A 21,943-nucleotide genomic window follows, 5' to 3' on the forward strand; every position below is an offset into this window, starting at 1 on the left:
GGATGATTTACCGGTCAATCCCTAGAATTGTCCAGTGACCACCAGCAGTAGCGACCCCCTGATCGGACGTCTCATCGACGGCCGGTACCAGGTGCGCTCACGCATCGCCCGCGGAGGCATGGCCACGGTGTACCTCGCCACCGACCTCCGTCTTGAGCGGCGCGTCGCGATCAAGGTCATGCACGGTCACCTCGCCGACGATTCACAATACAAGGCGCGTTTCATCCAGGAGGCGCGCTCGGCCGCGCGACTGGCACATCCGAACGTCGTGAACGTCTACGACCAAGGGCAGGACGGCGAGACCGCCTACCTGGTGATGGAATACCTGCCGGGTATCACGCTGCGCGACCTGCTGATGGAGCACAAGGTGCTCACCACGATGCAGGCGATGGACATCATGGAGGCCATCCTTGCCGGGCTCGCCGCCGCGCATAAGAACGGCATTGTTCACCGCGACCTCAAACCGGAAAATGTGCTTCTCGCGGACGACGGGCGGATCAAGATCGGCGACTTCGGGCTCGCACGCGCGGCATCCGCCAACACGGCTACCGGCAACGCCCTCCTCGGCACGATCGCCTACCTCTCCCCCGAGCTCGTGACCCGCGGTGTGGCTGACACCCGCAGCGACATCTATGCCGTCGGCATCATGCTTTACGAGATGCTGGCCGGCGAGCAGCCATTCAAGGGCGAGCAGGCTTTCCAAATCGCGCACCAGCACGCAAACGACACCGTGCCGACACCGAGCACCAAGAACCCACGCGTGCCCGCCGAGCTTGACGAGCTCGTATTGTGGGCCACCGCGCGGGATCCCGACCAGCGTCCCCGCGACGCGAAGGCCATGCTCGACCAGCTACATGAGACGGAAGCGCTGCTGCGGCTCGATGAGCCTGCCACCGCGGCCACCGCTCTCCAGCGCACGATGATCATGCCCTCCGCAGTCGCCCCGCCGTCAACTACCGGCGACACCCAGATCCTCACGCCGAAGGTTCGGCATCGCACCGGTCCGATCCTCACGGAGACCGCCAACACCCTCGCACTGAAGAGCGACCGGAGGCGACGCAAGGGATTCTGGCTGTTCGCCCTCGTCATCGTCGTCACCGCTCTTGTGGGCGGCACCGCCTGGTACTTCGGCACCGGACCCGGGGCACAGATTGCGATCCCCAATCTCGCCGGGCAGACCCCCGCTGCGGCATCCGCTGCGCTCACCAGGCTCGGGTTCACCGTCAACCCCCAACCCGGAGCGGCGCCGTCGCTTAGCGTGGCGAAAGGCGCCGTTGCAGAGACCACTCCCGCCATCGGAACCCGTGTGGCCAAAAACAGCAAGGTCACGCTGTTGATCTCTACCGGGCCACGGAACATCGCCGTTCCCACACTGGTGGGCGAGGCACAGAACGCCGCCATCCAGAAGATCAAGGACGCCGGCTTCCGCTACGAGTCGAATGGCTCGACAAAGCAGTTTGACGCCAAGGTGTCCAAAGACACCGTGATCTCGGCCTTCGGCGCCAATGCACTCGACCTCGCAACGGTGAAGACCTATGGCGAGAACCAGCCGATTTCGCTCGTCGTCTCCGCCGGTGCGATCCCGGATGTCGCGGGGCGCAGTGTCAAAGATGCCACCAGCACCCTCCTCGAAGTGAGGCTCACGGCGACGCCGGGCCGGGAGAACTACAGCGATACCGTGCCCAAAGGCAACGTGATCGGTATCGACGTCGCCGACGGAGCCGTCATCCGGCCCGGAGATCCGATCTCGCTGACGATTTCCAAGGGCAAGGAGCAGATCGCCGTGCCGGATGTTGTCGGGCAGCTGTGGTCGGATGCGAAAAAAGTGTTGACCGATGCCGGGTTCTCCATCAAGTTCAAGAACGATGGGTTCAGCGAGGTGCTTTCCCAGTTCCCCTTTCCACGGGTGAAGTCGATCAATCCGGCTGCAGGAACCACTGTGGACAAAGGATCCACGATCACGGTGGCTCTCATCGCCGGCTAGCCCATGGCACCGAGGGGACGGACTTCACGATGGCTCACCGCGAACACGCGGACTCACTGGTGAAGGTAACCGTCGTCGCCTGCTGGTGGCTAGGTCTCCAAGGTGCCCCCGCGACCGTGCGCCCGTTCGTCAGCCATGCTGTCGAATGTTTCGCCGCGCGGCTGACAAACGGGCGCGCGGTTCCACGAAACCCGAGTCAGCGCGCGCCGAGCTCCTCGGCCACGAGGAACGCGAGCTCGAGCGACTGCATGTGGTTGAGCCGCGGATCGCAGAGTGACTCGTACCGGGTCGCGAGGGTTGCCTCGTCGATCTGCTCTGAGCCGCCGAGGCACTCCGTGACATCGTCGCCGGTCAGCTCGATGTGGATGCCGCCCGGGTAGGTTCCCGCCGCCCGGTGCGCCTCGAAGAAGCCCTTGACCTCGTCGACGACGTCGTCGAACCGCCGCGTCTTGTAGCCGTTGGGAGTGGTGAGCCCATTGCCGTGCATCGGGTCGGTGACCCACAGCGGGTTGGCATCGACCTGCTTGATCGCCTCAAGAAGCGGCGGTAGAGCGTCCCGTACCTTGCCAGATCCCATGCGAGTAATAAAGGTCAGACGTCCGGGCTCGCGGTTCGGATCGAGCTTGTCGATGAGCCGAAGCATGTCGTCGATCTTGGTCGTCGGGCCGAGCTTGACGCCGATCGGGTTGCGTACGCGAGACATGTAGTCCACATGGGCGCCGTCGAGGTCGCGGGTGCGCTCCCCGATCCAGATAAAGTGTGCCGAGGTGTTGATCGGTGTGCCGTTGCGCGAGTCGATTCGCGTCATCGGGCGCTCGTAATCCATGAGCAGGCCCTCATGACTGGTGTAGAACTCCACGCGCTTGAGTTCGTCGAAATCGGCGCCCGCCGCCTGCATGAACTTGATGGCCTTGTCGATGTCGTGGGCCATCTGCTCGTAACGCACGTTCGCCGGATTGCGGGCGAAGCCCTGATTCCACCGGTGCACCTGGCGCAGGTCGGCGAAACCACCCTGGGTGAAGGCGCGCACGAGATTGATCGTGGATGCCGAGGTGTGGTACCCCTGCACGAGACGGCGGGGATCTGCCTCGCGCGACTCCGGCGTGAAGTCGAAGCCGTTGACGATGTCGCCGCGGTACGCCGGTAGGGTCACGTCTCCGCGGGTCTCGGTGTCGCTCGAGCGCGGCTTGGCGAACTGTCCAGCCATCCGGCCCATCTTGATCACCGGGGTGGAAGCACCGTAGGTGAGCACCACAGCCATTTGCAGCACCGTTTTGACGCGATTGCGGATGGCGTCGGCGGTCGCCCCGGCGAAAGTCTCGGCGCAATCGCCGCCCTGCAGCAGGAAGGCCTGGCCACGCGCGGCGGCGGCGAGACGCTCGCGCAACACGTCAACCTCACCGGCAAAGATGAGGGGCGGAAGCGTGGCGATCTCTGCTGAAGCAGCCTGCACCGCCGAGGCATCCGGCCACTGGGGCTGCTGCTTGATCGGCAGTGTGCGCCAGTGGTCGAGACCGGCGATTACGGACGGATCTGCGAGTACGACCGGGTCATCATTGCTGGCAAACACAGGGGGTGGTTCCTCAATGCGCTGGGGGTGAGATCGGGCTGAGAGAAAGAGAGAATGGCCCGACTTGCCAGCCTACCGGCTGAGTGAAGCCTGCTTCTCCTTGACGGAGGAGGCATAGACATCCACGTACTCCTGGCCACTGAGGCGATTGAGCTCGTACATGATTTCGTCGGTGATCGAACGAAGAATGAAGCGGTCGCCCTCCATGCCTTCGAACCGCGAGAAATCGAGCGGCTTTCCGATGACAATTCCGATTCGGCGCACCTTCGGCAAGCGCGATCCGATGGGCATCACCTTCTCGGTATCGATCATCGCGACCGGCACCACCGGAACGCCGCCCTCGAGAATCATGCGGGCGACACCGGTGCGACCCCGATAGAGCCGGCCATCGGGGCTGCGAGTGCCCTCCGGATAAATGCCGAGTACCTCACCGCGCGCGAGCACCCCGAGCCCGGTCTGCAAGGAGGCCTCGGACGCCTTGCCCCCGGAGCGGTCGATCGGGATCATCCCTGTGGCCGTCAGGAAGTTCTTGATCATCCACGATTTGGTGCCGCGCCCCGTGTAGTAATCGCTCTTGGCGAGAAAGCTGATGCGGCGGTCCATCACGAGCGGCAGGAACACTGAGTCGATGAACGAGAGGTGATTGGATGCCATGATCACACCGCCCGATTTCGGGATGTTCTCGTGCCCGGTGACCCATGGACGGAAGGCGGTCTTGAGCAGAGGACCGGCAACCAGGTTCTTCATGAACCAGTAGAACATTTGTGACCCACGCCTTCAGAGATTGCCCTACTCTAACGGCTTCGCGCCTGACTACCGGCTTTCGGAGTGAAGTCTCGCCAGGTCTGCCGCTCCCACGACGCCCGCGTCGTTCACCAGTTCGGCGATCACGAACGCAGGTTCGGGGTGGAATCCGCGTGCAGGGAGGCAGGAGAGGTAGGCCTCCCGGATCGGATCGAGCAGAAGGTCACCGGCCACCGCGACGCCCCCGCCGAAGACGAAGACCTGCGGATCGAGCACCGCGCTGAGCGAAGCGCAGGCTTGACCGAGCCAGGTGCCGAGTTGGCGGAGTGCCTGCACAGCACCAGCGTCCCCAGCAACGATGAGGTCTGCGACATCCGGCCCGGTGAGGACGCCCTTCTGTTCGCGCACCGCAGCGAGCCCCGGGCCGATGCCGTCCATATCCGCAATCTCATTGGCCATACGAAGCAGCGCGCGACCGGAGCCATACTGCTCGATGCAACCGCGGGCGCCGCAGCCGCACGGGAGGCCGTCCGGTACGACGCGCATGTGGCCAAGCTCGGCTCCCGCGCCGAACCCGCCGCGGAACAGGCGGTCCTGGGTGACGATGGCCCCACCGACCCCGGTGCCGATGGTGAGCATGGTCATGTCGCTGTAGAGGCGGCCGGCGCCGAAGCGGAACTCGGCCCAGCCGGCCGCGTTGGCATCGTTGTCAATAGTGATGTCGAGGTCGAGTCGGTCGGTGAGGCGCTCTCGGAGTGGCTCGTGCCGCCAGCTGATATTCGGCGTGTAGTACACCGTCGACTGGGCCGCATCGATGAATCCCGGGGCGGCGACGCCAGCGGCCTGCACCTCATGGCCGGCGTGCAGGCGCTCGATCATGGCGACGACCGCGTCGACGATCTGCTCAGACCCGGTGGTTGGAGTGGCCACCCGATCTTCCACGATGATCTCCCCCAGCTCGGAGACGAGGGCCCCCGCGATCTTGGTGCCGCCGATATCGATTCCGATTGCATGCACGCGCAATGACCTTTGTTCCGAGGGAGGGATGAGGGGAGTGCAAGTTGTGGGAGAGGTACAACCGGTAGATCGATTCCCCGTCGCACCACATAGAGTTTAGTCAACGGGGGTGTCTTGCACTATTTGGCGCCCCGCCCCGATTGTGCACGAAACGGCTTCAACCTGGAGCCCGTGCCGGCCCCAAAGGAGTTGCCGTGCAGGAATATGACGTACCCGCTCTTGTCGCAGCCGATCCCGATGCGAACGCGACGGACCTGCTGGTCGACCGGGTGAAGTCCACCCCGGATCTCCCGCTCTTCGCGCTCCCCACCGCATCCGGAGGCTGGACGGATGTTTCCGCCTCCGAGTTCCTCGCCCAGGTGGTTGCTCTCGCGAAGGGCCTCGTCGCCGCCGGCATCCAGCCCGGCGACAAGATCGGGCTCATGTGCAAGACGCGCTACGAGTGGACTCTCATCGATTTCGCCACGTGGTTCGCTGGCGCGGTGCTCGTGCCCGTGTACGAGACATCCTCCCCCAGCCAGGTGCAGTGGAATCTCGCCGATTCCGGTGCGATTGCCATGATCACGGAGACACCGGACCATTTTGCCCGCTTTGACGAGGTCTACGCGGACCTTCCCCTGATTCGTAACGCCTGGAAAATAAACCTCGGAGACCTCGACAAGCTGGCAGCAAGCGGCGCCGAGGTAACGGACGAGGAGATTGAACGACGCCGCGTGATGGCCAAGGGGTCAGATCTCGCCACCCTGATCTACACCGCTGGCACCACCGGGCGCCCGAAGGGCTGTGTCCTCACCCACTCCAACTTTGTGGAACTCTCGCGCAACGCAGCCCTGGCGATCCCTGAGGTGGTGAACACGCAGTCGAAGACACTGCTGTTCATCACTCTGGCCCATATTTTCGCCCGGTTCATCGCCGTGCTGAGCATTCACGGCGGGGTGCAGGTGGGCCACCAGTCCGATACGAAGCAACTACTCCCGGCCATGGCCTCCTTCAAGCCGACATTCCTGCTCGCAGTGCCTCGCGTCTTCGAAAAGGTCTACAACTCTTCGGAGCAGAAGGCAGAGAGCGGCGGCAAGGGCAAGATCTTCCGCCGCGCCGCTGCTGTCGCCATCGAGCACTCGAAGGCGCTCGATGCCGGAGTCGTGCCTCTCGGACTCAAGCTGCAGTTTGCCGTGTTCGACCGTCTCGTGCTGTCCAAGATCCGCGAAGCGATGGGTGGTCAGGTCAAGTTCGCGGTGTCTGGATCGGCTCCCCTCGGCCTTCGGCTCGGCCACTTCTACCGCAGTCTCGGCATCAAGATTCTCGAGGGCTATGGGCTCACCGAGACCACTGCGCCGATCTCCGTGAGCCGCCCGTCGAACTTCAAAATCGGCACGGTGGGGCCACCGCTTCCCGGCGTCTCCGTTCGTATTATGGAGGACGGTGAGATCCAGGCCAAAGGCATCAACATCTTCGACGGTTATTGGAAAAACCCCGACGAGACCGCGAAGGTTTTCGACGGCGAGTGGTTCACGACCGGTGACATTGGCGAGTTCGACGACGGAGGCTACCTCTCCATCACCGGTCGCAAGAAAGAGATCATCGTCACCGCCGGTGGCAAGAATGTCTCACCAGCCCAGCTCGAGGATCCCATCCGCGCTAACCCGATCGTCGACCAGGTGATCGTGGTGGGCGAACAGAAGCCGTTCATCGGCGCCCTGATCACCCTCGATCCCGAGATGCTGCCGGTGTGGCTCAACAACATTAGTGAAGACGCCTCAATGTCCATCGAGGAGGCGGCGCGGCATCCGAAGGTCGTTGCAGAGATTCAGCGGGCGGTGGATGCAGCGAACGCGACAGTCTCCCGGGCGGAGTCGATCCGCAAGTTCGTGATCCTCACTCGGGAGCTCACCGAGGCGAGCGGACACCTCACCCCCAAGCTGAGTATCAAGCGCAACGTGATTCTCACCGACTTCGCCGCTGACATCGAAAGCATGTACCAAAGCGCACCTAAACCGGAGGGTGTTTCGCACTAGCGATCCGCGCCGCTAGCCCAGTACCGGGCCGGAGAGGCTAGAACCAGTCGCTGTTGCGGATGGCCTGCATCGCCTCTCGTCGGAGGCCCTTCTCGAGGCCGTCGATATAGAGCTTTCCATCGAGGTGGTCCGTCTCGTGCTGAAGCGCCTGAGCCAGTACCCCTTCACCATTCAGCTCGATCGCATTACCGTCGAGATCGATTCCGGTCACCCGGGCGAATGGATAGCGCAGTCGCTCGAAGTAGAAGCCCGGCACCGAAAGGCAGCCTTCATCCACGAGTTCCGGCTCGCCCGACAGCTCCACCACGACCGGATTGATGATGTACCCGATCTGCCCGTCAACGTTGTAGCTGAAGGCCCGTTGGTTTACCCCGATCTGTGGCGCTGCCACTCCCGCACGACCGGGGATTTTCACCGTATCGATCAGATCCTCGATGAGGCCGGTCACGTCATCCGTCGGGCGGATCAGATCCGAGACGGTCTTCAGCACCGGATCGCCGAAAATTCGGATCTGTCGCTCGGTCATGCTCGTTCGCTCGCTTCCGGGTTGGTTGGGTGAGATTACCGGCCGCCAACCCGGCAGAACGCTCGACTGCTGTCGGTCAGGCACCCTGGCGAGCGGGGAGGCCGTCCGCGACGAGTGCGGCTAGTTCGCGGGCCGATGCCTTGGTGAGTGGCTTGAGATCGCGGTAGTTGATCACGGAACCGGCGGCCAGCTGCGGGTCGTAGGGGATGCGCACGATCTCGCGCACTCGGGACTTGAAGTGGGCCTCGATTTCCTCGAGCTTCACGAGATTGGTGCCCTGTGTTGCAGTGTTGAGCGCCACCACAGCATTCTTCACGAGATCTTGGTAGCCGTTTGCCTCCAACCAGGTGAGCGTCTCGGATGCGAGTCGAGCCTCGTCGACACTTCCTCCGGACACGATCACCACGGAATCGGCTCGTTGCAGTGTCGCCCGCATCACGGAGTGCACGATTCCCGTTCCGCAGTCGGTGAGCACGATCGAGTAGAACCGGGCGGCGAGGTCGGCGACCACGTTGTAGTCGTTCTCGTCGAAGGCTTCGGAAAGCAGCGGGTCAGTGTCAGAGGCGAGGATGTCGAGCCGCGTCTCATCGCGCGACACCATCGTCGTGAAGTCATTGAAGCTATTGATGGTCGGGGCGAGTGTTACGACGTCCCGAACGGTCGAGCGTGTCTGCTTGTTGACACGCTCGGACAGCGTGCCGCGGTCGGGGTTAGCGTCGATCGCGATGATGCGGTCTTCGCGGATGTCGCTGAGCGCCATCCCGAGGAGCGCGGTGATTGTGGTCTTACCCACGCCACCCTTGCGCGTGAGCACCGGGATGAAGCGGGCTCCACCCTCGAACTTCTTATCGACGCGGGCCTCCACGGCCTTTCGGGCGAGAACCCTCGGCGAGTCGCCGCGGTTCACGATGTGCAGCGTTGCGACATAAAGGAAGGCGTTCAGTCCACCCTCTGGCTTCACGCGCTTTTTCTTGCGCGCATCGATGAGCCGCTCCGCAGTGAGCATGCTCGCGACCTCTGGCGTCGTCGGGACGTCGCCGCGTGCGCGTTCGCGTCGACTGAGATCGCGGCGGTTCAGGGCACGTTCATCGTTCGTCGGCAGCTCGGGGATGACGACAGGCTCTGGCTTCGGCTCAGGAGCGGGCGTCGGAGCCACCACGGCTATGGACATGGTTGACAGCTGGACGACCTCGACAGAGCCCGGGTTCACAGGCACTTCTACGATCGACACGGCGAGCTCATCATCGGGCGCGGCATGCACGGGGGTGGGAAGACTCACCTCGATGGTGAGACTCTGCGGCAGGCTCACGGTGAGGTCGTCCCCGGCGGCGTCGGCGAAGTCGTAGCCCACTTTGGGGTCGGTAAGCGGGTCGCGACTCTCCGATTCCCTGCTTCTGGTCGACATACCAAGAACCCTTCGTTGTGCTGAAGATGGTGCAATAAAGGCCCTCTATTCTACCGCGAGGGGCGAATAGCACCGGATGGGGCCGACTGTACCCGCGATTAGGCCGGTTCGATCACGACGAGCAGGTCTCCGGCATCCACCTGCTGAGTCCGCGGGATAGCGAGACGCTTGACGGTACCCGCGACGGATGCCGTGATGGCTGCCTCCATTTTCATGGCCTCGATGGATGCCACGCTCTGGCCGACCGCAACAGAATCGCCGTCGGTGACCTGCAGGGTCACGACGCCGGAGAACGGCGCGGCGATGTGGCCAACCACGGAGGCATCCGCCTTCTCCGCGGTTTTGGTCTCGACGGTGATGCCGCGGTCCCGCGCGAACACGGGACGCATCTGGCCGTTGATCATCGTCATGACCGTACGCATACCCATGTCATCGGCGTCGCCGATTGCCTCGAGCCCGATATAGAGGCTCACACCCTTCTCGATATCGATGACGTGTTCCTGGCCCTGGCGCAGGCCATACAGGTAGTCGACGGTGTCGATCACCGAGAGGTCACCGTACTGCTCCCGCACCGCTTCAAATGCCTTCGTCGGAGCGGCAAAGAGGAGTCGATTGAGGGTGTCTCGCCGGGATTCTGCGTCTCCGGCCAGCCCAGCGCGATCGGCATCCGTAATCTCCTCGATGCCGATCTTCACGGTGCGACCGGCGAGCACCTTGGTGCGGAAAGGTTCGGGCCATCCCCCCGGAAGGTCACCGAGTTCTCCTGCCATGAAGCCGATGACCGAATCGGGGATGTCATACCTGTCGGGGTTCGCCTCGAAGTCGGCCGGATCGGCGTTCGCAGCCGCCAGCGCCAGGGCGAGGTCACCGACGACCTTCGACGACGGGGTGACCTTGGGCGGGCGACCGAGCATCTTGTTGGCGGCGGCGTAGAGGTCTTCGATCTTCTCGAACTGGTCGGCGAGCCCCAGTGCGATCGCCTGCTGGCGCAGGTTCGACAGCTGGCCTCCGGGAATCTCGTGGTGGTAGACGCGGCCCGTCGGTCCCGGCAGCCCGGATTCGAATGGCTTGTAGGCGTGACGCACGGCCTCCCAGTAAGGCTCAAGGTCGGAGACGGCCTGCAGCGAGATGCCGGTGTCCCGCTCGGTGTGGGCGAGCGCGGCGACGAGAGCGGATGCCGAGGGCTGGCTGGTCGTGCCGGCCATCGGCGCACTCGCGACGTCCACGGCGTCTGCTCCGGCGCGGCTGGCCGCGAGAAGAGTGGCGAGCTGGCCACCGGCCGTGTCGTGGGTGTGCACGTGTACGGGCAGGTCGAAACGCTCACGCAGGGCGGTCACAAGCTTCTCGGCGGCGCTCGCGCGCAGCAGTCCCGCCATGTCCTTGATGGCGATGATGTGGGCGCCAGCATCCACAATCTGCTCCGCGAGCCTGAGGTAGTAGTCAAGGGTGTAGAGATCTTCCGCCGGATCAAGCAGGTCACCGGTGTAGCACAGGGCGACCTCGGCGAGGGCAGACCCGGTCTCGAGCACCGAGTCGATCGCCGGGCGCATCTGGGAGACGTCGTTGAGAGCGTCGAAGATACGGAAGATGTCGACGCCGGTGGAGGCCGCTTCACGCACGAAGGCATCTGTCACCTCGGTGGGGTACGGCGTGTAGCCAACGGTGTTACGGCCCCGGAGCAGCATCTGGATAGCAACGTTCGGCAGCGTCTCACGCAGGGCGGCGAGACGGTCCCAGGGGTTCTCGCCCAGAAAGCGGAGAGCGACGTCATAGGTTGCGCCGCCCCAGGCTTCCACCGAGAGCAGTTGCGGGGTCATGCGGGCGACGTAGGGGGCCACGGCCACGAGATCCTTGGTGCGCACCCGCGTCGCAAGCAGCGACTGGTGGGCGTCGCGGAACGTGGTCTCGGTCACCGCGAGCGCGGTCTGGGCGCGCAGGGCGGCGGCGAACCCGACCGGACCGAGTTCGAGCAGGCGCTGCCGGGAACCGGCCGGTGCAGGCTGGCTGAGATCGACGTCCGGCAGCTTGAGCGCCGGATTGAGAATACCCGCACCGTCGCCGTACGGACGGTTGACCGTGACATCCGCGAGCCAGTTGAGGATCTTGGTGCCGCGGTCCTTCGACTGGTAGGTGTCGAAGAGCTCCGGACGTTCCTCGATGAAGGCGGTGCTGAGGTCGCCGGCCTGGAAGGACGGGTCGTCGAGCACTGCCTGCAGGAACGGGATGTTGGTGGAGACGCCGCGGATGCGGAACTCGGCGAGTCCGCGCTTGGCCCGCGCAACGGCTGCCGGGAAGTCACGCCCGCGGCAGGTCATCTTCACGAGCATGGAGTCGAAGTGCGGGCTGATCTGGGTGCCGGGGTCGATCGTGCCACCATCGAGGCGGATACCACCACCACCCGGCGAACGATAAGTGGTGATCATGCCGGTGTCGGGGCGGAAACCCGCCGCAGGATCCTCGGTCGTGATGCGGCACTGCAGCGCGGCACCGCGCAGGTGGATGTCTTCCTGGTGAAGGCCGAGCTCACCGAGCGACTGCCCGTAGGCGATACGCATCTGCGACTGAACGAGGTCGATATCGGTGACCTCCTCGGTCACGGTGTGCTCCACCTGAATGCGCGGGTTCATCTCGATAAAAACGTGCTGGCCCTTACGCTCCCCCTCCGTATCGAGCAAAAACTCAACGGTGCCGGCGTTGACGTAGCCGATCGACTTGGCGAAGGCGATCGCGTCACGGTACATCGCCTCGCGCGTCACTTCGTCGAGATTCGGAGCCGGCGCGATTTCGATCACCTTCTGGTGCCGACGCTGCACCGAGCAGTCACGTTCGAACAGGTGAACGGTCTCCCCCGTTGCATCCGCCAGGATCTGCACCTCGATGTGACGCGGGCGCACCACCGCCTGCTCGAGGAACATTGTCGGGTCGCCGAAGGCGCTGTCGGCCTCGCGCATGGCCTCGAGGAGTGCGGCGCGGAGGTCTTCCTTCTTCTCAACCCGTCGCATCCCGCGTCCGCCACCACCGGCGACGGCCTTGGCGAAGATCGGGAAACCGATGGCATCGGCACCGGCCAGCAGTTCCTCGACGTTCTTGGACGCCGGAGTGGAGGCGAGCACGGGAACACCCGCCGCGATCGCGTGTTCCTTGGCCGTGACCTTGTTGCCGGCCATTTCGAGCACCAGCTGGCCCGGGCCGATAAAGGTAATACCGGCGGCCGCGGCGGCTTCGGCAAGCTCGGGGTTCTCCGAAAGGAATCCGTAGCCGGGGTAGATAGCGTCGGCACCGCACTCGAGGGCGACACGGATGACCTCCGAGACATCGAGGTATGCGCGCACCGGATGCCCGGGCTCACCGATCTGGTAGGCCTCGTCAGCCTTGAGGCGATGCATGGAGTTACGGTCCTCATAGGGGAAGACAGCGACCGTTTGGGCGCCAAGCTCATAAGCAGCACGAAAAGCACGGATGGCAATTTCGCCACGATTGGCCACGAGGATCTTGGTGAACATCTGGTCCTTTCCGAACTTCGGCCAGTTTAGGGCCGAGTGATGCTGTCGATAGTCCGTCAAGGCGCTGTGCGGGCGGCCATGATTTAGGTTCTTTGAGACTAGTGAAGGTATCGTGGATCCTCGTGCATGTACTCAGCGTCAGCTCTCTCAAGGGTGGGGTCGGAAAGACAACGGTGACGCTCGGGCTGGCCTCGGCGGCCTTCTCGAAGGGCTTACGAACCCTCGTTGTCGACCTTGACCCCCAGTCCGACGTATCCACCGGCATGGATATCAATGTCGCCGGTCACCTCAATGTGGCCGACGTGCTCGCCTCGCCCAAGGAAAAGATCGTGCGGGCCGCGATCGCGCCGAGCGGCTGGACCAAGGGTCGCCCCGGGACGATCGACGTGATGATCGGGAGCCCGGCAGCCATCAACTTCGATGGGCCGCATCCGAGCATCAAAGAGATCTGGAAGCTTGAAGAGGCCCTCTCCAATGTCGAGGCCGACTACGACCTCGTGCTGATCGACTGTGCCCCCTCGCTCAACGCACTCACTCGGACTGCGTGGGCCGCATCGGACCGCGTGACCGTCGTAACCGAACCGGGGCTGTTCTCCGTGGCCGCCGCCGACCGTGCGCTCCGAGCCATCGAGGAGATTCGTCGCGGCCTCTCCCCTCGACTGCAGCCCCTCGGCATCATCGTGAATCGGGCCCGCGTGCAGTCCCTCGAACACCAGTTCCGCATCAAGGAGCTTCGGGACATGTTCGGCCCGCTCGTTCTCAGCCCGCAGCTGCCCGAGCGCACCTCGCTTCAGCAGGCTCAAGGTGCCGCGAAACCGCTGCACGTCTGGCCGGGCGAGAGCGCACAGGAGATGGCGCACAACTTCGACCTCCTGCTCGATCGCGTGCTGCGCACCGCCAAGATCGGCGAGTACGCGGTCACTGCGTAATTCGAGGCCGCCGGATTTCACCGGCCTCGGAGCATCCGTCGGCCTACGGGGCATGCACCTCGTCCACCGGCCTGTTCGAAATGCAGGATGCCCTGTGACGGATGATGCAGATGAGGCTCACCTGCAACTCAGGTCACACTCGCTCCTGCATTTCGCACCGGGCGCGGGAGACTGGCCGGCCTTGGGTCATCCGTCGGCCTGCGGGGCGTTCGCCTCGTCCACTGCCCTGTTCGAAATGCAGGACGCCCTGTGACGGATGATGTAGATGAGCCTCACCTGCAACTCAGGTCACACTCGCTCCTGCATTTCGCACCGGGCGCGGGAGACTGGCCGGCCTCGGGGCATCCGTCGGCCTAGGGGCGTTCGCCTCGTCCACTGCCCTGTCCGAAATGCAGGACGCCCTGTGACAGATGATGCAGATGAGCCTCACCTGCAACTCGTGTCACACTCGCTCCTGCATTTCGCACCGGGCGCGAGAGACTGGCCGGGCTTGGAGCATCCGTCGGCCTGCGGGGCATGCGCATCGTCCACCGGCCTGTTCGAAATGCAGGACGCCCTGTGACAGATGATGCAGATGAGCCTCACCTGCAACTCGTGTCACACTCGCTCCTGCATTTCGCACCGGGCGCGGGAGACTGGCCGGGATTGGAGCACGAGTCGAATCATGGCAGGGCGCCAGGCTGCACCCGCAGGCGCGGGGCAAATGGCACGGCGAGCGGATGGCGCGACGAGCAAATCACACCGCGCGCGGATGGCACAGCGAGCGGATGGCACCGCGCGCAAATGGCACCGCGCGCGGATGGCACCGCGCGGCGGCGCTAGGAGGCGCGAGTGGCGCGGCGGGCGGCTAGCTCGTCCGCGACATCCGGACGCTCCGAGTCGAGCTCGACAAGGCTGTTCTCCACCTCGCGAAGCACCTTGCCAACGGCGATGCCGAAGACGCCCTGGCCGCGGCTAACCAGGTCGATGACCTCGTCGTTGGAGGTGCAGAGGTAGACACTCGCGCCATCGCTCATGAGAGTGGTCTGGGCGAGGTCGCTCACTCCGGATTCGCGGAGTTGGTTCACCGCCGTGCGGATCTGCTGCAGGGAGATGCCGGTGTCGAGGAGGCGCTTGACGAGCTTGAGCACGAGGATGTCGCGAAAGCCATAGAGACGCTGGGAGCCGGATCCTGCGGCGCCTCGCACTGTCGGTTCGACAAGCTCGGTGCGAGCCCAATAGTCCAGCTGGCGGTAGCTGATCCCCGCGGCGCGCGCGGCCACCGCCCCACGATAGCCCGCGGTGTTATCGAGGTCGGGGAGGCCATCGGTGAAGAGCAATCCGAGGTCGTAGCGAGAATCCTCGTTACGGGTACTGAGCTCACTCATGTAACTGCCTTCCACCTGTTGTCGACCACCCTCAACTCTCAAGGAGTGGTTGATACTTCTGTCTCTCCCCACGTTACCGAGAGGACCACCCGGTTGCGTCGCTTTAGCGATCCGAGGTGTCGGCGTGTCGGTCAGATAGCATTCTCGACGTCGAAAATCGGGGGGATTTCAGCTTAGGGGTCTAGGCGAGATAGTGCCGAGCGAATCAGGCTCGATCGCACGATCTCGAGCTGTCCGGCGATCTCGCGCGCGAGTTCGCTCGCTTTAGCCCGGCTCGACGCGTCTTTTCGTCGCGCTACCGGGATCAGGGCGCTCTCAATGAGTCCGAGCTCGCGCTCAGCGGCGGCGCGGAAACCTCTCAGGTGTCGTGGCTCGATGCCGGAGCGCTGCAGTTCGACGAGCGAGGAAAGCACGGCGAGAGCCTCCTCACCGTGAAGATCGGCGGGAGCGACGAGCGAGGAGGAGACTGCATCGTTCAGCAGCTGCGGGGTTGCTCCGGCTTCGCGAATGAGCTCGTCGCGTGACATCCGCCTCTCCACCGAGAGAATGGATGGCGAGGCGAAGGTGGAACCGCCCGGCATTGCGGGCGGTCGGCCGGCATCCAGTTCGTCGAGATAGCCGCGGATGACCTTGAGGGGCAGATAGTGATCGCGCTGCATTGTCAACACGAAACGCAGGCGGTCGAGGTCGCTTGGCGAGAACTTGCGGTAGCCGGATTCAGTGCGGGCCGGGGAGATGAGCTGGCGCTCCTCGAGAAAACGCAGCTTCGAGGGGGTGAGGTCGGGGAACTCGACGGTGAGGCGGGCAAGCACCTGGCCGATGCTCAGCAGCGGAGCAGCGCCAGGCACACGGGCCTGGGCAGACGCGCGGGGCACTACTTGCTCGCCTGGTGAACGAGATCCAGTCTGGAGGCATAGAAGGTGAGGCGAAACTTGCCCACCTGCACCTCCGCCCCGTCGCGAAGTAGAGCGGTATCGATGCGGACGCCATCGAAATAGGTGCCGTTGAGCGAGCCGAGATCCTTGATCTCAAAGGCGGTGCCGTGGCGGAGGAATTCGGTGTGGCGCCTCGAGACGGTGACATCGTCGAGAAGGATGTCGGCATCCGGATGTCGTCCCGCGGTCGTAACATCGGCGTCGAGCAGAAATCGGGCTCCGGTGTTCGGGCCGCGGCGCACAACGAGAAGAGCAGATCCGGAGGGCAGCGCGGCGATCGACGACTTCTCCTCGGGAGAAACTTCACCCTCGAGGGCAGCCAGCTGTGCTTCAAAGTCCGTAGTCAGGTGAAGGGTGGTGTCGGTGTCGCGCGGCCGGTTTCTCGCCGCGTCATCCTGGTTGACCGGGTCGACCATAACGCACCTCCCATATTCGCCGAGCTCTCACGAGCGGCGTGTGTTTTGTCGTCATCGGGCGACGACAGTTGCTAGCGCTTCAGCGTATCGGATTCAATGACCTCGCCGGGTCGCGGAATTCTTGTGACGCGCACGGTTTCACGCAGATAAATGACGCCGGCCCACCAATACAGGAAGGCTCCCCATAGCGCGAAGGCCCACCCGAATGGCACGGTGATCCACGCCGCTGCGGGGAATGCCTGCCCGATCATCAGGATCGGTAGCGCGTAGAACAGGCAGAACGTGGCCACTTTTCCAAGATGATGCACGGGAAGCGGCCCGTATCCAAAGTTGGCAAGAGTGACGCCGAGAATCGCGAGCATGACATCCCGCCCGACGATTACGATCACGAGCCACCACGGGATCACCCCGCGCACCGCAAGCCCGATAAGCGCAGTGAAGATGAAGAGTCGATCGGCCGCCGGGTCTAGCAACTGGCCGAGGCGCGTGACCTGGTTGAGTTTGCGGGCAATGACCCCGTCGAGGAAGTCTGTGATGCTCGAGAAGACCAGCACGAGAAGGGCGAAGCCGTCTTCGCCCCGCACGATGAGGACGAGAAAGACAGGGACGAGAAGGAGCCGGACGAAGCTCAGGATGTTGGGGATCGTGAAAATCCGGGAACTCACCTGGTAGCTCTGCTGAGGTTCCACGAGCCAAAGTCTATCCGCGAGCCGGGTGAGCTTCAGCTTCGCTTCATGGCACCGCTGGTTATCGTCGCTTTCGTGTTCGTGGCGGCATGCGTCATCGCCCAGGCCGCCTCGATGTTCACGAGCGATAACTCCTGGGTCGATCGACTCTGGTCGTTGCTTCCGGTCGTCTGACCCTGGATCTTCGGCGGAAAAGCTGGCCTGCAGCACGCGCGCCTCGACCTGATGCGCGTGCTCGTGACCCTCTGGGGTGTCCCGCTCACGGCTCACTTCGCCCGGAAGGGCGGCTACTCGGGTAGCGCGGACCATTGCTTGGCTGTGATCAGTCTCCCAACTCTCACGGTGCTGGAGAACCGGGATATCCCCCTCGGTGCTATCGAGATTTGCTCGGCGGCGGCAGGTACGAGCCGTCACCCGAGCAATGATGCGTGTTCGATGATCGCCGGGGTGTTTGGGCGCGTCCGACGGGCGCTGTCGGTAACGTGTCGTTCATGTCGTGCATCCGCTTCAATACCCCCGCCCAGCGCCAGGCCATGCGCGATCACCGTCCGTCGATGCTGACGAGCGAAGATGCGTCGAGGCTCCATCCTGCTCCCCTGGTGACCGAAAGCAAGATCCGCCGCCTTCGGCTGTTGGCAGCGGATGCAAACCCAAAGATCCGCGAGAGTGCGGCAAGCAGCTTCAACACCCCTGAAGATCTCTTCGTTGCGCTATCGAAAGACCCCGACGAGGGGGTTCGTGCGTGCGTCGCCCGGAATGAGACGGCTCCGTTTGTCGTGCTGCGCTCGCTCGCCAATGATCCTTCAGAGCGCGTGCGCGGATTCGTCGCCGTCAATTTTTTCGCGCCAGCCGACGTGATGAGGCGCCTCGCGGATGACAGGAGCGAGACGGTACGCGGACTTGTCAGCTGGAAGGGTGCTCTCTCCGACGCCTGAGCCGCGCCGCATTGCGCACCTGCACCGCATTTCCCAGGCCGTAGAGTCAAACAATGGATGCCCCGTCGAGCACGCGCGTCGACAGCTGGATCTGGGCCGTGCGACTCTCAAAGACCCGTTCGGCAGCGACGGCCGCCTGCCGTGCCGGACACGTGCACGTCAATGGCGAGAGAGCCAAAGCCGCCCAGCCTGTGCACATCGGCGATGAGGTTCGGTTACGAAACACGGACCTCGAACGCACGGTTCGGGTCGCCCGCCTCGTGGCGAAACGCGTCGGCGCGGTGGTGGCCGCAGAGTGCGTCATCGACCTGACCCCACCGCCTCCACCGAAGGAAGAAGTGGCGGCGACGATCCGTCGGGACCGAGGAGCGGGACGTCCAACCAAACGCGAACGACGTGACCTGGAGAGGCTGCGCGGCCGCGACTCACCAGAGTGATTCCGGGTCGTGTCAACGGTGCCTGAAGTGCCCGCGTTGCGCCTCGATGCGGTAGCCATGCTCACGCCACCCCTCCCTGTCCCGGCCAAGGGTGCGGTCGGTCATCCCGAGCCGAGCGGCACGTTCGGTGCCCGACCACTGGAGTGACTCTTCGCGAGGGCCAGCAGAGCGCGGATTCGCGGGGTGTTCCGCGATCTTCGCAGCCTCGCGACAATCAGGGCAGACGCAACCTGATGCACCCGTCTTGTGAGGCCCAACGACACACATAACCACTTCAGGGGAGGCAACTGTCACGGGCTGGAAAAGCAAGCTCGTTGCAATTCCCGTCCCGACGCTGGGGGCAGGCTGCCGCGGCGCCGCCGGTTCGCTTCGGCCGGGGGGCCCGTCTACTCTGGAGCGAGACCGCAGGGGTCGACGAAGAGCGAACGGGGTCGGTGTGAAGAGTCAAATCGTCGCCTCGCTCGGTTTAGTCGCGGGGCTTCTTCTGATGAGCGGATGCGCGGCGGCGACCGCCACGCCCCGCGCGACCTCGACCGCGACGGGCACCTCGCCAGCAATACCCACCGAGCTGTATGTGGTGCCAGACAGAGCGAACGCCATCTCGCTCGACCGTGATACGCACGCCATCACGACAATCGGCATCGATGGGGTGGTGGTCTCCCCAACCGGCGATGGCGTGTCGAAGCTTCCAGCGACTGCGACCGCCCTTGTCGCGGCCGCCAATGCTCGCGGGCTCACTGCCGAGCTTCTGGTGAGCAATTACGACACCATCACCAACGACTTCTCATCGAAGATCGCGACCGCACTACTGGGCAACCCCGAGCACCGCAACGCGGTGATCACCGAGCTCGTCACCCTGGTCGCCGTCGCTGGCTTCGACGGAGTGCAGATCGATCTGGAATCGCTTACCCTCAATGACTCTGCGGGACTCGCAGCGTTCACCACCCAGCTGCACGAGTCGCTCGGCGCTCCGAAATCCGTGTCGATGGCCGTAACGGCCGAGAAGTCCCCCGGGCGTTACCTCGGTGCGGGCTACGACTTCGCGCGGTTGACGCCGCTGCTCTCCCGGGTGGTTCTGATGGCCTATGACCAGCACGGTCCCACCTGGTCGAAGCCCGGCCCGGTCGGCGGACTTCCCTGGGCCACCACCGCACTCGATGCCCTCCTCGCCGCGAGCGTTCCCGCTGCCCACATCGACTTGGGCGTGGCCGGCTACGGCTACGCCTGGCCCGGAAATGGCTCGGACGGCAGGCAGCTGAGCGATGACGACTCTCGCACCCTCGCCGGCGACCTCGCCCGCTGGAACCCAACCGAGGCGGAGTGGACCGCGACACTTCCGGATGACACAGTGGTTTGGTGGTCTGACTCACGCTCTCTTTCGGAGCGTAAAGCCCTCGCACTCAGTCGTAACCTGCACGGTCTCGCAGTGTGGGAGCTGTCGCTCACCGACCCGCTTTAGGCAGATGTGGACAACCTGGTGAGAGCCGGCTGGCCGATCGTGACCGCGTCTATTTTGGCGGATACCCAGCGGGCTCGACTAACCAGAGTTCTCGCCGAAGACTTCGCATCGGGTGCCGCCATGCGAAAACCAACACCGGTGCGGATACGCTGGAACAGACCGAAAGAGAGTGGAACGCATGACTGAAGCCGGTGAACTGAACGAGCCCGTGCAGGAGGGAAGCGGCGACGCGACCCGTGACCAAAAGATCGCCGGCCTCGCCAGCCAGGTCGCTGCGGATGTCACCCTCCGACCGCAGGAAGACCTGCTCACCCAGTTGCGAGTGCGCCTCTTCGACGCGGGTATCACGGTCGATGAGGCTGAACTCATCGCTATCGCCGGCACCATCGCTCTCGGTAAATAGGCAAATAGCAGGCGCCACTACTGCCCGAGAAGCCAGCCATCCGGTTCCGCAAGCTGCGCCGCGGCATCCGGTCCCCATGATCCTCGAGGGTAGGGAACAACCGTTGGCGGGTTCTGGAGAATCGGAGCGATCGCTTCCCAGGCGTGACCGAGGCCGTCTGGGCGGGTGTACAGCGAGCGATCGCCAAGCACTACGTCGTTGATGAGTTTGACGTAGGGCGGCAGCGGGTCCGCATCGGTCACCTCGGATAACGGAAGTGCCGTCGTGCCGGTGGCAAGCTCGAACCCTGCACCGGGTTCCTTCACGACCATACGAAGATCAATCGCGCCGGAGCCCGCGAGCGTCACCGTGAGTACGTTGCCGACAACCGGGGCGTCATGACTCAACGGTCCGTCAGCCGGCTTGCGAAAAATGATGCTCACCTGTTGGGCGTCCTTGGCGAGTTGCTTTCCCGTGCGCAGCAGGAACGGCACGCCGCGCCAGCGATCGGTGTCGATCCACAGTCGAGCGGCGACGAAAGTGTCGGTGGTCGAGTCCGCTGCGACTCCCTGAGTGTCGGTGTAGCCCTCAAACTGGCCCAACACCACATCCTCTCGCGACAGGGGCCGGAACGCGGCGATCACCGACTCCCGGGCGGACTGCAAGTCGTCGGGCTTCATCGACAGCGGAGGTTCCATCGCGATCTCGGCGGCGACCTGAAACAGGTGGGTGACGATCATGTCAAGAAGCGCCCCGGTCTCGTCGTAGAACTCCGCCCGATCGTCGATGTCGAGGGTCTCGGGAATATCAATTTGCACTGCTCGAATGTGATCACGGTCCCAGGCGGTATCGAACAGTCCGTTGCCGAAGCGCAGCGCATGCAGATTCTGCGTGCCTTCTTTGCCGAGGAAGTGGTCGATGCGAAAGACCTGGTGCTCCTCGAGCACTCGGTGCACCGCAGCATCCAACTCCCGAAAGTTCGCGGGGGATGTGCCGAAGGGTTTCTCGTAGACAACGCGTGAACCCTCGGCGAGATCGTGTTCCCCGAGTCCCTCCGTGACCGTGATGAAGGCAGTCGGCGGAATTGCAAGATAGTGGATGAACTGCACGTTATCGCCCAGTTCGTCCTTCGCGTCAGCGAGCACATCGAGGAGGGACCCCGGATCGGACTTCTTGAAACCCCCGCCGGCGAATCGCAAATGAGCGCTGAACTCCTCCCAGGGCCCCTCCTCGGGCTTCGGACCGAACTCGGTGAGAACCTCGCTCACGTGCTCGCGAAAGTCCTCGTGCGAGACGTCGCCACGGCCGTTTCCCACCAGGAGCCATTTCTTCGGCAAGAGATCGTGCTTCGCTAGCTCGAAAAACGCCGGGATCACCATCCGCTTGGCGAGGTCGCCGGTCGCACCGAACAACACGAACACCGTTGGGCCTGCTTCTGAACTGTCTTCCATCGGATTCTCCTCGCTCGATCGCCAGTGGGGTCATGGTGGACTGTGGCCCGGGCCGACCGCAAACACAAGGGGCTCGACGGCGGGTCACAGCGTCTTTTCGGGCACGGCACTCCGCAGCACCTAGCTCCCACAGTGCGCCCGTGTATACGCCCCGGCCTCGTTGCAGCTGACTGAACGCCTCA

The 21,943-nt window shown here is 64.0% G+C and carries 21 protein-coding genes; 10 read left to right on the plus strand and 11 right to left on the minus strand.

Going from position 1 to position 21,943, the window contains the following annotated elements:
- Window positions 1-34 precede the first annotated feature (34 nt).
- Entirely contained in the window at window positions 35-1,984 is a 1,950-nt protein-coding gene (pknB, locus tag RCH11_RS02610) for a Stk1 family PASTA domain-containing Ser/Thr kinase (protein WP_327055437.1), read from the plus strand.
- Between the two features lie 196 nt (window positions 1,985-2,180).
- On the opposite strand, the gene RCH11_RS02615 is transcribed toward pknB, so the two are convergent.
- The 3 genes from RCH11_RS02615 to RCH11_RS02625 all read right to left on the minus strand — a co-directional run bounded on the left by RCH11_RS02615 (window position 2,181) and on the right by RCH11_RS02625 (window position 5,315).
- Window positions 2,181-3,554 carry a class II 3-deoxy-7-phosphoheptulonate synthase gene (locus tag RCH11_RS02615; protein WP_327055438.1) on the minus strand — a complete coding sequence of 458 codons (1,374 nt, stop codon included), beginning with the start codon at window positions 3,552-3,554 and terminating at the stop codon, window positions 2,181-2,183.
- A gap of 72 nt (window positions 3,555-3,626) precedes the next feature.
- A complete protein-coding gene (locus tag RCH11_RS02620) occupies window positions 3,627-4,316 on the minus strand; it encodes a lysophospholipid acyltransferase family protein (RefSeq protein ID WP_327055439.1) in 690 nt (229 codons plus the stop codon).
- A 51-nt stretch (window positions 4,317-4,367) separates the two neighbouring features.
- The gene (locus RCH11_RS02625; protein WP_327055440.1) at window positions 4,368-5,315 is read right to left on the minus strand and encodes an ROK family glucokinase; all 948 of its coding nucleotides are present in this window, start codon (window positions 5,313-5,315) and stop codon (window positions 4,368-4,370) included.
- A gap of 194 nt (window positions 5,316-5,509) precedes the next feature.
- On the opposite strand from RCH11_RS02625, the gene RCH11_RS02630 reads away from it, so the two are divergent.
- Window positions 5,510-7,330, plus strand: coding sequence for an AMP-dependent synthetase/ligase (locus RCH11_RS02630; protein WP_327055441.1), 1,821 nt, complete (start codon window positions 5,510-5,512; stop codon window positions 7,328-7,330).
- 37 nt (window positions 7,331-7,367) lie between these two features.
- On the opposite strand, the gene RCH11_RS02635 is transcribed toward RCH11_RS02630, so the two are convergent.
- From RCH11_RS02635 to RCH11_RS02645, 3 genes are all read right to left on the minus strand, one after another.
- Window positions 7,368-7,856, minus strand: coding sequence for a peptide deformylase (locus RCH11_RS02635; protein WP_327055442.1), 489 nt, complete (start codon window positions 7,854-7,856; stop codon window positions 7,368-7,370).
- A gap of 76 nt (window positions 7,857-7,932) precedes the next feature.
- Window positions 7,933-9,261, minus strand: a complete 1,329-nt coding sequence (locus RCH11_RS02640) for a MinD/ParA family ATP-binding protein (RefSeq protein WP_327055443.1) — start codon at window positions 9,259-9,261, stop codon at window positions 7,933-7,935.
- A 98-nt stretch (window positions 9,262-9,359) separates the two neighbouring features.
- Window positions 9,360-12,764 (minus strand): pyruvate carboxylase, encoded by a 3,405-nt coding sequence (locus tag RCH11_RS02645; protein WP_327055444.1) that lies wholly within the window; start codon window positions 12,762-12,764, stop codon window positions 9,360-9,362.
- Between the two features lie 122 nt (window positions 12,765-12,886).
- On the opposite strand from RCH11_RS02645, the gene RCH11_RS02650 reads away from it, so the two are divergent.
- A complete protein-coding gene (locus tag RCH11_RS02650) occupies window positions 12,887-13,693 on the plus strand; it encodes a ParA family protein (protein ID WP_327055802.1) in 807 nt (268 codons plus the stop codon).
- 94 nt (window positions 13,694-13,787) lie between these two features.
- The gene (locus tag RCH11_RS02655; protein WP_327055445.1) at window positions 13,788-13,946 is read left to right on the plus strand and encodes a hypothetical protein; all 159 of its coding nucleotides are present in this window, start codon (window positions 13,788-13,790) and stop codon (window positions 13,944-13,946) included.
- A gap of 565 nt (window positions 13,947-14,511) precedes the next feature.
- Here the strand turns inward: RCH11_RS02655 and RCH11_RS02660 are convergent.
- From RCH11_RS02660 to RCH11_RS02675, 4 genes are all read right to left on the minus strand, one after another.
- The gene (locus RCH11_RS02660; RefSeq protein ID WP_327055446.1) at window positions 14,512-15,060 is read right to left on the minus strand and encodes a MerR family transcriptional regulator; all 549 of its coding nucleotides are present in this window, start codon (window positions 15,058-15,060) and stop codon (window positions 14,512-14,514) included.
- A 173-nt stretch (window positions 15,061-15,233) separates the two neighbouring features.
- Window positions 15,234-15,935: a transcriptional regulator FtsR gene (gene ftsR, locus RCH11_RS02665; protein WP_327055447.1), complete on the minus strand. Its 702-nt coding sequence runs from the start codon at window positions 15,933-15,935 to the stop codon at window positions 15,234-15,236.
- A complete protein-coding gene (locus RCH11_RS02670) occupies window positions 15,935-16,411 on the minus strand; it encodes an FHA domain-containing protein (RefSeq protein WP_327055448.1) in 477 nt (158 codons plus the stop codon). Before RCH11_RS02670 ends, ftsR begins: the two co-directional genes overlap by 1 nt.
- A gap of 71 nt (window positions 16,412-16,482) precedes the next feature.
- Window positions 16,483-17,100 (minus strand): CDP-alcohol phosphatidyltransferase family protein, encoded by a 618-nt coding sequence (locus RCH11_RS02675; protein ID WP_327055449.1) that lies wholly within the window; start codon window positions 17,098-17,100, stop codon window positions 16,483-16,485.
- Window positions 17,101-17,145: 45 nt separating this feature from the next.
- On the opposite strand from RCH11_RS02675, the gene RCH11_RS02680 reads away from it, so the two are divergent.
- The 6 genes from RCH11_RS02680 to RCH11_RS02705 all read left to right on the plus strand — a co-directional run bounded on the left by RCH11_RS02680 (window position 17,146) and on the right by RCH11_RS02705 (window position 20,331).
- The gene (locus RCH11_RS02680; protein WP_327055450.1) at window positions 17,146-17,271 is read left to right on the plus strand and encodes a hypothetical protein; all 126 of its coding nucleotides are present in this window, start codon (window positions 17,146-17,148) and stop codon (window positions 17,269-17,271) included.
- Window positions 17,272-17,525: 254 nt separating this feature from the next.
- Window positions 17,526-18,032: a hypothetical protein gene (locus RCH11_RS02685; protein ID WP_327055451.1), complete on the plus strand. Its 507-nt coding sequence runs from the start codon at window positions 17,526-17,528 to the stop codon at window positions 18,030-18,032.
- Window positions 18,033-18,085: 53 nt separating this feature from the next.
- A complete protein-coding gene (locus tag RCH11_RS02690) occupies window positions 18,086-18,469 on the plus strand; it encodes an RNA-binding S4 domain-containing protein (RefSeq protein WP_327055452.1) in 384 nt (127 codons plus the stop codon).
- Between the two features lie 9 nt (window positions 18,470-18,478).
- On the plus strand, window positions 18,479-18,616 hold the full coding sequence (locus RCH11_RS02695; protein ID WP_327055453.1) for a hypothetical protein: 138 nt from the start codon (window positions 18,479-18,481) through the stop codon (window positions 18,614-18,616).
- 289 nt (window positions 18,617-18,905) lie between these two features.
- Window positions 18,906-19,928: a glycosyl hydrolase family 18 protein gene (locus RCH11_RS02700; protein ID WP_327055454.1), complete on the plus strand. Its 1,023-nt coding sequence runs from the start codon at window positions 18,906-18,908 to the stop codon at window positions 19,926-19,928.
- A gap of 178 nt (window positions 19,929-20,106) precedes the next feature.
- A complete protein-coding gene (locus tag RCH11_RS02705) occupies window positions 20,107-20,331 on the plus strand; it encodes a hypothetical protein (RefSeq protein WP_327055455.1) in 225 nt (74 codons plus the stop codon).
- A gap of 17 nt (window positions 20,332-20,348) precedes the next feature.
- On the opposite strand, the gene zwf is transcribed toward RCH11_RS02705, so the two are convergent.
- Window positions 20,349-21,761: a glucose-6-phosphate dehydrogenase gene (gene zwf / locus RCH11_RS02710; protein WP_327055456.1), complete on the minus strand. Its 1,413-nt coding sequence runs from the start codon at window positions 21,759-21,761 to the stop codon at window positions 20,349-20,351.
- Window positions 21,762-21,943 lie beyond the last annotated feature (182 nt).

The organism is Glaciihabitans sp. GrIS 2.15 (assembly GCF_035984695.1).
Classification (GTDB): Bacteria; Actinomycetota; Actinomycetes; order Actinomycetales; family Microbacteriaceae; genus Lacisediminihabitans.

What these genes read in the sequence shown, in the direction of transcription:
- RCH11_RS02690 (WP_327055452.1), top strand. Translation starts at nt 18,086, where the DNA reads ATGGATGCCCCGTCGAGCACGCGCGTCGACAGCTGGATCTGGGCCGTG.
- RCH11_RS02680 (WP_327055450.1), top strand. Translation starts at nt 17,146, where the DNA reads ATGGCACCGCTGGTTATCGTCGCTTTCGTGTTCGTGGCGGCATGCGTC.
- RCH11_RS02670 (WP_327055448.1), bottom strand. Translation starts at nt 16,411, where the DNA reads ATGGTCGACCCGGTCAACCAGGATGACGCGGCGAGAAACCGGCCGCGC.
- RCH11_RS02635 (WP_327055442.1), bottom strand. Translation starts at nt 7,856, where the DNA reads ATGACCGAGCGACAGATCCGAATTTTCGGCGATCCGGTGCTGAAGACC.
- RCH11_RS02705 (WP_327055455.1), top strand. Translation starts at nt 20,107, where the DNA reads ATGACTGAAGCCGGTGAACTGAACGAGCCCGTGCAGGAGGGAAGCGGC.
- RCH11_RS02620 (WP_327055439.1), bottom strand. Translation starts at nt 4,316, where the DNA reads ATGTTCTACTGGTTCATGAAGAACCTGGTTGCCGGTCCTCTGCTCAAG.
- RCH11_RS02640 (WP_327055443.1), bottom strand. Translation starts at nt 9,261, where the DNA reads ATGTCGACCAGAAGCAGGGAATCGGAGAGTCGCGACCCGCTTACCGAC.
- RCH11_RS02645 (WP_327055444.1), bottom strand. Translation starts at nt 12,764, where the DNA reads ATGTTCACCAAGATCCTCGTGGCCAATCGTGGCGAAATTGCCATCCGT.
- RCH11_RS02660 (WP_327055446.1), bottom strand. Translation starts at nt 15,060, where the DNA reads ATGAGTGAGCTCAGTACCCGTAACGAGGATTCTCGCTACGACCTCGGA.
- zwf (WP_327055456.1), bottom strand. Translation starts at nt 21,761, where the DNA reads ATGGAAGACAGTTCAGAAGCAGGCCCAACGGTGTTCGTGTTGTTCGGT.